Here is a 12,403-nt window from a genome sequence, read left to right on the forward strand (position 1 = left end):
CGGCCCCGCGTCCCGCGGTGGCCGGCCGAATGCCGTCCGGAACGAACCGGCCCGGGCGCCGCGACGTCCGGGCTCTCCGGCTCAGCCGGCGAGCAGCGCGAGCAGCAGCCCGGCGGTGACCAGCACCGCCGGGACCAGGCAGACCAGCGCACCCAGCCGGGTCGTCCGGTCCGTCCGCCCGCCCGGTCGCGCCGGGAAGAGCCGCCCGGTGCCGATCCAGCCGGCCGCGAACGCCACCGCCGGCATCGGCAGCCCGCAGATCAGCGCCGCGACGCTCGCCGGGCCCGGCCCGGTCGCGACGTAGACCGCCACCTGGATCACCGGCACCAGCAGCGCCAGCGGCGCGTACACCAGCAGGTTGCGGACCCGCGCCGGCCAGGTCGCCGGGCTGACCGGACCGCGCGCGGCCAGCGCCGCGTCCGCGGCGTCCGCCCGGCCGTGGGCGGCGCGCAGCGCGGCCAGCACCGCCGAAGGACCACCCGCCATCGACCGGGCCGCCTCGGTCAGCTCCGGCGGCGTGGGCACCAGCGAGATCGGCGGTACGCCCAGCTCCCGCAGCCGCGCCTCCTGCGGCGCCAACCGGGTGCGTACCGCGGTCAGCTCCTCGCGGGCGGTCTGCACCGACCGGGCCTGCTCACCCGCGGCGGTGACCGCGTCCCGCCGTACCCCGTCCAGCTGCCTGGCCGCGGCCAGGTAGTCCGTCCAGGCGGCGGGCACCGGGTCGGCGCCCCTCGGTTGGACCGGCACCCGCCGCCCGCCGTCGCGCTGCCGACCGGGAGCGGCAGGCCCGACCCGGCCGCGCGCCTCGCCGCCGGTCATACCGCTCCTTCCTCGGCGAACGGCACCAGCACGGTGCCCCGCTCGCCCGGCCCGTCCCAGAGCACCGCCCGGCCGGGCCGGGGCCGCCAGTCGACCGGGCGACCGAAGACCGCCGCCAACTGGGCACCCGGCACGTCCACCGCCAGCACCGCGGCCAGCTTGTCCACCGCGCCGTCCGCCGGCTCCAGCAGCGCGGCGAACGGCGGCACCGTGCGCCACCAGCCGAGCACGTGCAGGCCGGCGGGCGGCCCCTCCCGCAGCAGGGCCCGCAACCGGGCGGCGGGCAGCCGCTCCGGCGACGCGCCGTCCACTCCGAAGATCACCAGGTAGGCCGGCTCGCCGGCGTCCGCGACCGCGAGCAGACCGGGCACGTCGACCGTGTCGACCGGATGCCGGGCGGCCAGTTCGGCCGCCAGCGCGTCGACGGCCGGCCGGGCCGCGCCGTCCGCCGCCGTCAGCACGAAGCGGGCGCAACCGGGCGGGTGGTGGGCGGCGGCGCTGCGGGCCGCGGTGACCAGGAGCCTGGCCGCCTCCGGCCCGAGGACGGCCAGGTTCCGGCCCGCCGCCGGCCCGAGCGGCACCGCCACCGTGGTACGGGCCACGTCCACCGCCCGGCCGAGCAGAGCGGCCGGGCCGTGCGCCTGCCCGGCCAGCGCGGCCCGGTGCCGGGGATCGTTGCGCAGCAGCGGGCGCGCGTAGCCGGCGAAGACCACCGGTGGGCCCGATTTTTTCGGCCGGGCCGACCAGAGCTGGTGGCGCAGCCGCTCCACGGTCTCCGGGTCGTCCTGGGGGTCGGGGAAGCGGACCATGCGCTCGTGCCCCCGGATCGCGCCCCGGGGACCGCCCAGCCCGCCGGCGGTGTTCACCACGGCGCTGCCGACCGGCAGCCCCGCCGCCGAGTCGTTGGTCGGCTCCAGCACCGCGCCACCGCCGGGCAGCGCCACCCGCACCGGGAACTGCCCGAGCATCGAGTCGCGGTGCCCGCCGTCGGCGCGCGAGCCCAGCCCGAGGTCACCCTCGCCGGCGAGGACCAGATGGATGCCGTACGACCGGCCACCCCGGGCCAGCGCCTCCAGCCGGGCGGCGGCGTCCGCGGCCAACCGGTCCCGCTCGGCGAAGAGCCGCGGAAGATTGTCCAGCACGCAGACGATCCGGGGCAGCGGCCGGTGCTCCCGCAGCTCGGCGTAGCGCTGGCCGCCGGCCCGGCGCCCGGCCTCCTCGCGGCGGTGCAGCTCCGCGGTCAACTGTTCGAGCAGGTCGAGCACGTACTCCCGGTCGGCGGCCATCGCTGCGGCGCGGACCTGCGGGACCCAGGACCGGTCCCGCTCGGTCTGCAGGAACTCCACAAAGGACTCGCCGTGGCCCAGGTCGACCAGGTACAGGGTCAGCTCGTCCGGGCCGTACCGGGCGGCGAGGCCGAGCAGCGCGGTGGTGAGGAAGGTGGAGCGGCCCGTCCCGGACCGGCCGCTGACCAGCCAGTGCGGGGTCAGTTCGGTGAAGCCGAGCGACACCGGACGCCCGCCCGCGTCGCCCACCGTGGTGGAGATCCCGTCGACCGAAGCGGCGGTCCACAGCTCGGCGTCGTCCGGCGGCAGCAGGTCTCCCAACGCCAGCCGGGAACCCGCCTCCACCTGCGCGGCGAGCCGCCGGCAGACCGCGTCGACGAGTTCGGCGGGCGGGTTCGCCTCGACGAAGACCGGCGAGTTCAACCCACCCGGCGGCTCCGCGCCGGGACCGGCGAAGGTGGCCCCGGGCGGGTCGCCGAGCAGCGCGTACGCGGTGCGTATCGCCAGCGCGGTGGCCTGGGGCAGCGGCCCGCGGCCGGGCCGGGGCCAGCCGGCGACCACCAGGTGCAGCCCGGCCGAGCGGCCCTGCTCGGCCAGGGCCTCGATCCGGGCCAGGTCGGTCGGGCCGGTCGGATCCGGCAGCGCGGCGATCACCAGCAGCAGCGTCCGATCGTGCCGGCGGCGGCCGCTCGCGCCCGGTGCGACCCACTGCTCCGCCTCGGCCAGCACCGCCCGCAGCCCGGCCACGTCCGCCACCGGCGGTGGCAGCAGGCCGGCGTCGGCGAGCGCCGCGAAGGGCGCCAACGTGCCACCCGCCGCGTCCACCGCGCGGACCAGCAGCGCTCCGGCCGGGGTCGCCGCCAGCAGTCGCAGCAGTACGGCCCGGATCAGCCCGGCCACCCGAGGATCATGTGCGTCGGCGTCCACCGTGAGGTGACCGGTGCCGAGCAGCGGCACCAGCGCCGGGAAGCGGGCGTCGTCCAGCGGGGCGGCGGTGCCGACCCGGACGAACGGCGGGGGGCCCTCGTCGGCCGGTGTGGTCGGGGCGAGCGTCTCCAGTGGAGCCCCGGACCAACCCGGGGCCAGCAGCGCCGCCGCCGTACGCAGCCGCTCGGCCAGCTCGTACTGGCGGCGCTGGTCGGCCGGGGCGGGACGGGTCTCGTCGAGGATCACCGCGGCGGCGGCCGCGGTGGCGGCGGCCCGCCGGTGCAGGGCGGCGGCGCGGTTGGTACGTGCCTTCGGACCGGCCACCCGTCCACCCCCTCTGCCCGAGGCTGGCAACCCCGCCAGTGACGGTATCCCAGGTCGAGCCGCTCCTGGCGGATGCGCGGCGGCGCTGCGCCGGTGTTGTCGTGGATCTCACCGGTGCAGAGGGGTCCGTCACGATCCCGCTGGATCTGGGCATTGGGTCCGGGGCGGCCAGCGGCTAGCCTCAGGGAGTGGAATCAGTGCAGCCCCCCGCCGGTTCCCAGGTCTCCCGCGTACCGGCGCAGCGGACGCCGCCCGACCAGTTGGCGCCGCCTCCGGCCACCCCGGCGCCGGAGCGGCCACGGCGGCGGCTGCGCACGGTCCTCACGGTGGTTGCGGGGGTGCTCGCGGTGCTCTGCCTCGGCGGGGTGGTGGCGGGGTTCGTGCTGTACAACCGGGCGGCCACCCCCGACCGGAGCGCACCGGACGTGGCGGTGGTGAGCTATCTGCAGGCCGCCCTGGTTTCGCGTGACCAGGGTCGAGCTGCGCTCTTCACCTGCGACGGGTCACTGCCCTCCATCGACAACTTTCGCTCTGAGGTGGAGCGGCGCGAACAGGAGCTGAGCGTCGGCTTTTCCATCAACATCGAGAACGTCGTGGTTTCGACGAGCGGGCCGGCGAAAGCGACCGTCATGGCGACGATCCGGCGGAGTGCCTCCGTCGACGGTGTGCAGCAGAGCCTGACCGATGCGTGGCAATTCGAGGTGGAGGATCGGGATGGCTGGCAGGTCTGCGCCGGCGCGCCCGTCAGCTGACCTCATTCAATCCATAACAGGTGGACCGGAACCTCCAGGGTGGTCGGTGACTGGCCGCGCCAGGCCCAGCGGTACCACTCCACCTCCGGGGTCACCCGGACGCAGATGTCGCCGTCGGCGCCGGAGTAGGTCTCGGTGACCCCCCGCAGGTCGCGGTGCTCGACGGAATCGACCACGTGCACCACCCGGCGGCCGCTGACCGAGTCCGCCTCGACGACCGGCGTCGGCGGACGGTGCGTCGGGGTGTCCAGGGAGACCAGCCGGATCCCGCTCTCGTGCCGCCCGGCGGTGGCCGCCGGCCGGGTGCCCACGGTCTCCACCCAGACCCGCTCCACCGGCACCAGTGGGGCGAAGACCTCCACCTGGTCGGCCTCCGCGCGGTACCACTCGTGCTCCGGAATGACCGGGACGTAGGTCCGGCTGCCCTGCACCACGCGCTCGTCGGCACGCAGGTCGCCACGCCAGCCCAGCCCCGGCAGGCCGACCAGCACGCGTCGGCCCCGCAGCTCGACCCGGCCGGTCGCCGGCACGACCTCGATCGGTCGCGGTGGTGCCGGCGCCCAGTCCGGTTGGTCCGCGAACGGGTCGGGCAGTGGGTCCTTCATGACAGCGAGCGTCTCATCCCGCGTGCTTGAGCGGCGCGCCCCGCGACCGCATGAACGGCGCCGGGTCGATGGCGCTGCGGCTGCTCCTGTCGCCGTCGGTGTGCACCTCGAAGTGCAGGTGGGGGCCGGAGGAGTTGCCGCTGCTGCCCACCTCGCCGATCACCTCGCCGGCCTGCACCGTCTGGCCGACCCGGACGCGGGGCTTCGAGACCAGGTGGCAGTAGCGGGTGACCGTGCCGCCGGCGTGCAGCACGTCGACGAACCAGCCGCAGCCGCCCTTGCCCGGCCAGCCGTCCACATCGCAGTTCAGCCGGCCGGCGTTGTCCGGGTCGCACTGCGACACCAGCACCCGGCCGCTGGCCGCGACGTGGATCGGGGTGCCCTTCCGGGCGGCGATGTCGACCCCGTTGTGGCCGGGCCGACTCGCGGTACGGAAGCCGGAACCGACACCGCCCGGAATCGGAGCCGTCCACCCGGAGGCGGCGATCTCCGCGCCGGAGGCCGCGTCGCACACCTGCCGGTCGCCGATCTGCGCCGTGCGGGCCGCGCCGCCGGCCAGCGCGTCGACGATCCGTGAGGCCAGCGTCTCGTGCTTGGCGTACGCGTCCGGGAAGGCGCTGATCTGTACCTTCTGCGCCGCCCGGGTCAGCGGCATCCGCTGCCATCCGGGTACGTCGAGCAGCTTCTCGTAGAACTTGCGGGCGGCGTACTCGGGGGTCATCCGCTGCGCGACGCTGCCCCAGTTGGCTCGCTGCTGGAACAGGCCGACGGAGTCGTGGTCGGCGCCGACCCCCTCGTTCGGGAGGTCACGCGACTGCCCGACCGTCCGGTTGGCCAGGTTCCGCAGGCCGGACTCCTGCATCGCGGTCGCCACCGCGATCACCCAGCCGCGCGGCGGCACCTTCATCTCCTGCCCGACCTTGATGATCCGTGCCGCGTTGCGCAGCTGGATGTCGCCGTACTCCGACATGCGGGGCATCTTCCCGGTCGCGTTGACCTGGAAGTCCTCCGTGCATTCCTGGCCGGCCAGGGTCAGCTGCTCGCCGGCGTCGCCGCCCAGTTCGGTGAGGAAGAAGGCGGCGGTTCCACCGGCGCAGCAGAGCAGGGCCAGGGCCCCGGTGAGGAAGGCGGCCAGCGCGCCGAGCCGGAGCCGTCGCCGGGGCGGTCGCATCTCGTCGCTCATGCCTGCTCCCAGTCCACCGCGTCGACCAGCCACTGCCCGTCGGGGGCCACCAGTTCCAGCCTGAGGCGCCCGGTGTCCAGCGGCACCAGGGCCTCGACGAAGGTCTCGGTGCGGGGCCGGAGCGTGACCTCACCGGTCACCTGCTCGGCCGGCACTCCCGCCGGCTCGGCGCCGGCGAGCTTCTCGGTCAGTCCCGGAGTGGAGAGCGGCCGCAGACCCTCGTGCCACTGATCGGCGGTCAGGCCGGGCCTACCCAGCCATGCGGCGACGAAGCGCTCCGCCGTCTGCTCGGGGGTGCGGGCACCCGGGCGGGTGACCGGCGAGGCCGGCGCGCCGGTGGCGATCGCGCCGTCGTCGCGCACGTGCGGTTCGACGGTGGTGACCGGCTGGCTCGGCCGGTTGGCCAGGCCACTCGTCGGGTCACCGGGGCCGGCGACCAGCCGGGCCGCGCCGATGATGCCGAACACCACCACGGCGATCGCGAGCGCGATCCCCAGCCGGGACCGCAGCGCCCGGGTGACCAGGAACTCCAGGGCCCGCCGCACCGCACTCACCGTGCCTCGGAGCGGATCCGGGGAACGGGCCGGTCGGGCGGGCTGTCGGCCGTGCCCGGGCGGTAGATGACGTAGGACGGGCTCTCCTCGGGCACGTCCGGCTCGGTCCAGGTGGCCCGGCGGCGGGGCCGGGGCGCGATCGGCCGGCCGCCGCCGCCCTGGTCCTCCGGTGCGGTCTCCTCGCCCGCCGTGTCCCGGCCGTCCGGCCGCTGCCGGTCGGCACCGCCGGCGGCGTGCGCCGGATCCTCGTGCCGCGCCTCGGGGCGCAGGCGGGTCTGCTCCGCCACGACGGTGCGGCGCTTGCCCATCGCGGGCTCGACGGTGCCGCCCGGCTCCGCCACGTCCAGCCGGGCGGCGGTGCGCATGTCCCGGAAGAAGCGTCGGTGCCAGGAACCGGCCGAGCTGACCGCCTCGCTGCTGTCCTTGCCGCCGAGTTGGGTGATCCGGCGGTAGGGACGCAGCAGCAGCCAGCCGACCACGCCGCAGAGCCAGACCAGCACCACCTGGAGCCAACCGGGCAGCGTGGTCGTGCTCATGATGAGGTCGACCGCGAAGAGGTAGATGGCGGCCCCGGTGCCGAAGATGGCGATGTTGAAGACCGCGGCGACCACCGCGTTCGCCAGCCGACGTAGCCCCGCGCTGGCCGGGCGCAGCAGGCCGACCGTGCCCAGGATCGGTGCCGCGATTACCGCCCATCGGAAGATCAGGAAGCCCAGCAGGACCAGCAGCGACGCGGTCAGGTCGAACATCGCGAACAGCACCGAGGCGAGGACGGCGATGAACCCGGCGCCGACCCGATCCATGTCCCGCACGCCCTGGAGGTATTCGTACGCCTCCGGATCCTCCATCCGGATCTGCTCCGCCACCTTCATCCACTGCTGCTGTTTCGCGGAGATGGTCGCCTGGCGGGTCGCGGGATTGGCGCGCATGGAGCGCGCCTCACCCCAGGTCAAGGATCGTGCGTCGTACAGGGCCGGGCCGTACTTCTTGGCGGTCTCGCTGTCCGCGGAACCCAGTACGCCGCGCAGCCAGTTCCGGTAGAGCATGGATTCGGTGGCAGTGTCGCTCGCCCGGACGGCGGGAGGGCGATGGTCCTTGCACCGGTCCGGATTCGGATCGATGCATCGGCCCGGCGCCACGTCCCTGGCCTGTGGGCCGACCGCGTCGTGGACCACGCCGAGGGTGGTGACGAGGGTGCCGTCGGCGACGTTCGCCGACTTGACCGGCCAGGCCGCCAGGGCGGTGACCGCGACCATCACCAGCAGCGCCCAGCCCGCCGTGGTCATCGCGTTGCTCATGTCCGACTGGCGGGAGCGCCAGAGCAGGTAGAGCCCGACCACGCAGAGGGTGATGATGCCGAAGACGCTGAACACCTTCTGGTAGACGGCCTTGGTGGCCTGCTCCACCAGCGGGTCGGCCCAGCCCCACATCGAACGCGGATCCCAGGCCCGCTCGCGCAACGCGTTCGAGGCTCCGATCACCGCCGTGGCGATCATGAATTCGCCGTTCGCGATGGTGGTGGTGAACTTGTAGTCGGGATGCAGCACGGGCGCTGCGCAACCGACGTCGTATGTCGTGTAGCTGTAGCCCGCGTATCCATAGAGGCTGTACCGACCGGTCACCCCGCCGGTCGCAGCCTCCGGGGGCGCGCTCGCGAACCAGCCGGCGAGCCCCGCGTCAGGGGTTCCCGGCGTGGGTGCCTCGAGGCAGTCGGCCCGAGCTGCGGATACGTCCTTCAGCTTGGCCACACAGGCGCGGAAGTCGGCCTGCCACTCCGGCGTGGTGCAGAGGTCGGCGGATGCCTGGGTGGCGACGACCGGGGCTGCCGACGCCGCGCCGACCGCCGGCCAGCCGATGGTGGCCCCGGCGAGGATGCCGAGGGCGAGGAGGAGCGAGGCTGTCCGTGCCCGGGCCCTCGCCATGTCACGCCTCCAGGTCCGGCACGGTCGGCAGCACGCCGGTCGCGGCGGCGACCGCGGCGGGTGTGGTGTCGAGGTGGTCCAGCAGCCCCTCGACGTACGAGACGTCGACCCGGACCTTCTGCACCCGCCCGTCGACGTCGCGCATCACGAACTCGCGGAAGCCGAGCCGGTTGGCCGAGGTGGCGTCCGCGGTCGACAGCGAGGCGAGGGTGGCCTCGTAGCCGTCGTTGACCGGCACCCGGAGCAGGCGCAGCGCCTCGGAGGCGATCTCGGTGTCCTCGGCGATCCGGCCGACGAAGACAGTGGAGACGAGGTTCTGCACGTCGAGGCCGAGGATGTCGCGCGGGTTCTGCGAGGCCACCAGCGCGGCGAGGTTCCACTTGCGGGAGTCCCGGGCGAGCCGGACCAGGAAGGAGCGCCCGGAGCGCCAGCCCTCCATGAAGTGCGCCTCGTCCAGACCGACCAGCTTCCGCGACGACATCGACCCGCCGTAGCAGCGGCGGACGGCGAGCCGGTGCGCGGTGTGCAGCATCGGCAGGGCGAGCGCCTCCTCGGCCGACCAGTACTCCCGCTCGATCTTCAGGTCGGGCAGCCGGAGGCCGGCCATGGTGATCACGGTGAGCGCCGCGTCCGGACCGAGCAGTCCCTCCGGCGGCCGGCCGAAGAAGAGCATGGCCAGCGGCATCTCGGCGGTGTCCAGCAGCAGGTTGGCCAGTTCCTTGCCGGCGTCGTCGTCCACCTGCCCCAGCATGGTGACCACGTCGTCCAGGGTGGAGGTCTCCTCCGCCGGCACCTGACGTACGGCGTGCCGGAAGAGGGTGGCGGTGCTGGCCTCCCGGGCCACCTGGGGCGGCACCAGCATCATGCAGATGTCCTGCACCAGCATCCGCCGCTCGGCCCGGGCGTTGGAGACGGCGATCTCGAACTCCCGGTCGCCGGCCGCGCCGGGGCCGAACTCGCTGCGCAGCGGGGTGGGGATGAGGGAGTACGGCGCCAGGGTGCCCTGCTCCGAGCCGGTCAGGTTGAGCACCCGCGAGTACGGACGCAGTTCCGGCATCGCGCAGAGCCGGGCCAGCGGGCCGGACGGGTCGAGCAGGGTCACCTGCACGCCGCGCCGGGCGGCCAGGTAGCCGAGCGCGCCGAGCAGGGTGGACTTGCCGCCGCCCGGCTCGGCCACGAAGACGGCGAGCCCGGACCGCTCGCGTACCTCCATGGGGTAGTGCAGGTCGAGGAAGACCGGCCGGCGGCAGGTGCCGGCCGTCCGGCCGATCAGGTCGCCACGCCGGTCGCCGACGGTGGACGCGGCCTGCGGCAGCGCGGCGGCGAGCAGGTTGACCGGCATCCGCCGGACGTAGCCGGTGTTGGCGATCGGTTCGCCGGGGATGAACTCGCGGGCCAGCCAGTCCTGGTTCTTCGGGTGTTGCAGCGAGATGCGCAGCTCGCGGGAGTAGAGCTGGACCAGCCGCCGGGCCCGTTCCAGGCACTCCTCGCGGGTGCGGCCGCCGACCGCGATGCGGTGCCAGCCGTGCGCGCGGGCGGAGTCGACGGGCAGCCCGGTGGTCATCTCGTCGCCGATCACCAGCGCCCGCTTGGCCAGCCGCTCCAGCTCGGGCGGGGCGTCGATGCCGTGCTCGGCGTAGTCGAGCTGCTGCGAGCGGATCATCCGCAGCCGGTGTTCGAGGTTACGGAAGGAGTCGCCGGGACCGAGGATGTCGACCCGGGTGGAGAGCTCCATCGGCCAGGGCAGCCGCTCGTGGAAGTGCAGCCAGGGCTCGTGCCGCTCGGGGATCTCCAGCGGCTCCATCCGGCCCACTGCCAGCACCGCGACGTGCCGTTCCTCGCCGGTCACCCGGTTGACCAGCTTGACCGTCGAGCCGTACGGCGTGCGGTAGCGCTCCACCTGCTCGGTGAGGGCCAACAGGTCGCCGCGTTCCCACCGGCCGTCGGTGACCGGGGAGAGCGAGCCGGGCGGCGCCATGCAGAGCGCCACCGAGCGGTAGAGCAGCCACTCCAGCTCCTGCGCGGTGACCCGCCGTCCGCGCATGCCGAACGCGCCCAGCACCTCGTCGAACTGCTCGACGGTCCGGCCCAGTCGGCGGCGTTCGCCCTCGGCCACGCCCCGGCCGAAGGTGCGCAGCAGTCGTTCGGTGAGCGAGTCGCCGAGCGACCGCCGGGCGAAGGTGACCCCGAGGTAGGTCTGGCCCTCGGCGTGGTTGACCGAGAGCAGGTGCCGTTGGGCGGCCACCAGATGGTCGGCCCAGCCCGGCGTGCCGGGCACGTCGGGCAGCGGTGCGCGGGTGTGCGCGTCGATGGTGCGGGCCCACTCGTCGGCCGGGAAGGGCCGGGTGGTGCGCCGCAGGTGCAGCCGGAAGCCGGCGAGGCCCGCGTACTGCTCGGAGATCGCCGACAGCAGCGCCTCCCGCTCGGCGTCCGGCCGGAACGCCCAGCGCACCTCGGGCAGCCAGTACCAGGCGGTGACGGTGTTCGGGGTGAAGGTGAGGTGCCCGGCGATCTCGGTGATGGCCAGCTCCACGGCCGGGTCCCGGTCACCGAACTTGATCTTCGGTGGCTTGACCCGGACCGGCTTGGCCGGCTGGTCGCGGCGTGCGGCGGCGCGCTGCCGCGGCGGGCTGACCTCTCGGGTGGCGGACCGCTCGGGCAGTTGCTTCGCCGCCCGCCGGGCCGGGCGGCCGGGCAGCTCGGGCGCGCCGGTGGCCGGGCGGGCCGGCGCGGGCTCCGGCTCCGCCGGCGGGCGCACTACGGGCAGCCGGTCGCCGGGCTGCTGCGGCACCCGGGGGCGGGCCGGCGGCTGGTACGTCGGGGCGGCGTCCTCGACGGGTGCGGGTGGCGCCGGGGCGGCCTCGGCCGCCGCCGGCCCCGCGGGCAGGGGCGCGGGGGCCGGCTGCTGCGGGAGCGCCGGCTGTTCGCGCTCGGCGCCGGGGCGGGGCGGCGCCGGGCGGGCCGCCCCCGGGTGGGCTGCGCCGAAGAGGTCGAGGAAGGGGGAGTCGATGTCGGCGCTGTCGCTGGTGGACGGTGCCGGCGCGGGCTCGGCGGCGGCCCGGCGCGGCACCGGGCGGGGCGCCTGGAAGACGCCCACCCCGCCGTGCCCGGGGGTGGGCACCAGCGCCGGGTCGAGGGTGGCCTCGTCCAGCTCCGGATCGTCGGCGTAGTCGAATGATCGCGCACGGTTACCGGGCGGGGCGGCCGGACGCCCGGCCGGGGAGCCCGGCGTGGAAGAGCGGTTCATGCGATCGCCTCACCCGCGTCGTACGACTGCCCGGTCATGCCAGTTCCTCCCGGATCCTGATCCGGCTGCCGACCAGGCGCGGATCGCGCTGCTCGGCGGCCGGCTCCCGGGTGCGCCGCCAGTCGGTCAGCGCGGTGCGGATCACCATCCGCGCCGGCCGGTCCGGGTCGACGTACCGGAAGACGAACGAGGTGGTCACGATGGCGAGCGCGATCTCCCAGGCCGGGAAGAGCTCCACCTTCAGCGTGAACAGCCAGTGGATGAACATGTAGAGGGGGACGAGCAGCATGAACAGCCCGTACTGGGCGTACGGCAGGTGGACCGGAAGGGTGTAACCGGGCGGCCCGAGGTAGACCAGGCGAGCCCGGTAGATGTCGTCGTCGGTGCGCAGCCGCATGTCGAGCCCGGCGCCTATTCGAAGATCAGGTCGATCAGGTAGTCGCCGATGAAGAAGAGCGTGGCCGCTCCGGCGATGAACGCGAGCCCGACGATGGCGATGGCGGAGCTCGTCAGCACCTTGGAGATCTCGCCCCGGCTGGCCCGCCCGATGAAGATGACGCCCAGGACGGCGAGCAGGATCGGCGCGATCTTGCTGGCGAAGAAGGTGACGACGCCCTCGGTGTCGATGCCCTTCGGCGCCGGCTCGGCGAGTGGAGTCGACGCCAGGGTGGAGAGCAGGTGGGCGGCGGTGGACGACGCCGTCTCCATCAGCTCGATGGCGATCACTGGAACCTCCCCAAATCGCGGCCGGCGGCGCCGCGGCGGTGCAGTAGGCATGCCTGGC

General features: G+C 74.7%; 10 protein-coding genes. 1 reads left to right on the forward strand and 9 read right to left on the reverse strand.

What is annotated here, in order from left to right; all coding sequences use genetic code 11:
- Window positions 1-81: 81 nt before the first annotated feature.
- Both ACVCAH_RS00625 and ACVCAH_RS00630 read right to left on the reverse strand, forming a co-directional pair.
- Window positions 82-819: a hypothetical protein gene (locus ACVCAH_RS00625; RefSeq protein ID WP_447134043.1), complete on the reverse strand. Its 738-nt coding sequence runs from the start codon at window positions 817-819 to the stop codon at window positions 82-84.
- The gene (locus ACVCAH_RS00630) at window positions 816-3,356 is read right to left on the reverse strand and encodes an FtsK/SpoIIIE domain-containing protein (RefSeq protein ID WP_447134044.1); all 2,541 of its coding nucleotides are present in this window, start codon (window positions 3,354-3,356) and stop codon (window positions 816-818) included. The genes ACVCAH_RS00625 and ACVCAH_RS00630 overlap by 4 nt, the downstream gene beginning before the upstream one ends.
- Window positions 3,357-3,553: 197 nt before the next feature.
- Here ACVCAH_RS00630 and ACVCAH_RS00635 point away from each other — a divergent pair, with 197 nt between their 5' ends.
- On the forward strand, window positions 3,554-4,108 hold the full coding sequence (locus tag ACVCAH_RS00635) for an Rv0361 family membrane protein (protein WP_447134348.1): 555 nt from the start codon (window positions 3,554-3,556) through the stop codon (window positions 4,106-4,108).
- Window positions 4,109-4,110: 2 nt separating this feature from the next.
- Here the strand turns inward: ACVCAH_RS00635 and ACVCAH_RS00640 are convergent, their stop codons facing one another.
- Genes ACVCAH_RS00640 through ACVCAH_RS00670 form a run of 7 tightly spaced genes read right to left on the reverse strand, consistent with a single transcriptional unit; the run spans window position 4,111 to window position 12,345 of the window.
- Window positions 4,111-4,713, reverse strand: a complete 603-nt coding sequence (locus ACVCAH_RS00640; protein ID WP_447134045.1) for a hypothetical protein — start codon at window positions 4,711-4,713, stop codon at window positions 4,111-4,113.
- Between the two features lie 13 nt (window positions 4,714-4,726).
- Window positions 4,727-5,896: a M23 family metallopeptidase gene (locus ACVCAH_RS00645; RefSeq protein WP_447134046.1), complete on the reverse strand. Its 1,170-nt coding sequence runs from the start codon at window positions 5,894-5,896 to the stop codon at window positions 4,727-4,729.
- The gene (locus ACVCAH_RS00650) at window positions 5,893-6,450 is read right to left on the reverse strand and encodes a hypothetical protein (protein ID WP_447134047.1); all 558 of its coding nucleotides are present in this window, start codon (window positions 6,448-6,450) and stop codon (window positions 5,893-5,895) included. The genes ACVCAH_RS00645 and ACVCAH_RS00650 overlap by 4 nt, the downstream gene beginning before the upstream one ends.
- The gene (locus tag ACVCAH_RS00655; protein ID WP_447134048.1) at window positions 6,447-8,372 is read right to left on the reverse strand and encodes an MFS transporter; all 1,926 of its coding nucleotides are present in this window, start codon (window positions 8,370-8,372) and stop codon (window positions 6,447-6,449) included. Before ACVCAH_RS00655 ends, ACVCAH_RS00650 begins: the two co-directional genes overlap by 4 nt.
- A 1-nt stretch (window position 8,373) precedes the next feature.
- Entirely contained in the window at window positions 8,374-11,619 is a 3,246-nt protein-coding gene (locus tag ACVCAH_RS00660; RefSeq protein WP_447134049.1) for an ATP-binding protein, read from the reverse strand.
- A gap of 34 nt (window positions 11,620-11,653) precedes the next feature.
- The gene (locus tag ACVCAH_RS00665; RefSeq protein WP_447134050.1) at window positions 11,654-12,016 is read right to left on the reverse strand and encodes a hypothetical protein; all 363 of its coding nucleotides are present in this window, start codon (window positions 12,014-12,016) and stop codon (window positions 11,654-11,656) included.
- 14 nt (window positions 12,017-12,030) lie between these two features.
- Entirely contained in the window at window positions 12,031-12,345 is a 315-nt protein-coding gene (locus ACVCAH_RS00670; RefSeq protein WP_088996416.1) for a hypothetical protein, read from the reverse strand.
- Window positions 12,346-12,403: the final 58 nt, after the last annotated feature.

The organism is Micromonospora sp. LZ34 (genome assembly GCF_052981855.1).

Bases quoted from the DNA above. Each gene is read 5' to 3' on its own strand.
- ACVCAH_RS00655 (WP_447134048.1), bottom strand. From the start codon at position 8,372: ATGGCGAGGGCCCGGGCACGGACAGCCTCGCTCCTCCTCGCCCTCGGC.
- ACVCAH_RS00625 (WP_447134043.1), bottom strand. From the start codon at position 819: ATGACCGGCGGCGAGGCGCGCGGCCGGGTCGGGCCTGCCGCTCCCGGT.
- ACVCAH_RS00645 (WP_447134046.1), bottom strand. From the start codon at position 5,896: ATGAGCGACGAGATGCGACCGCCCCGGCGACGGCTCCGGCTCGGCGCG.
- ACVCAH_RS00640 (WP_447134045.1), bottom strand. From the start codon at position 4,713: ATGAAGGACCCACTGCCCGACCCGTTCGCGGACCAACCGGACTGGGCG.
- ACVCAH_RS00660 (WP_447134049.1), bottom strand. From the start codon at position 11,619: ATGAACCGCTCTTCCACGCCGGGCTCCCCGGCCGGGCGTCCGGCCGCC.
- ACVCAH_RS00665 (WP_447134050.1), bottom strand. From the start codon at position 12,016: ATGCGGCTGCGCACCGACGACGACATCTACCGGGCTCGCCTGGTCTAC.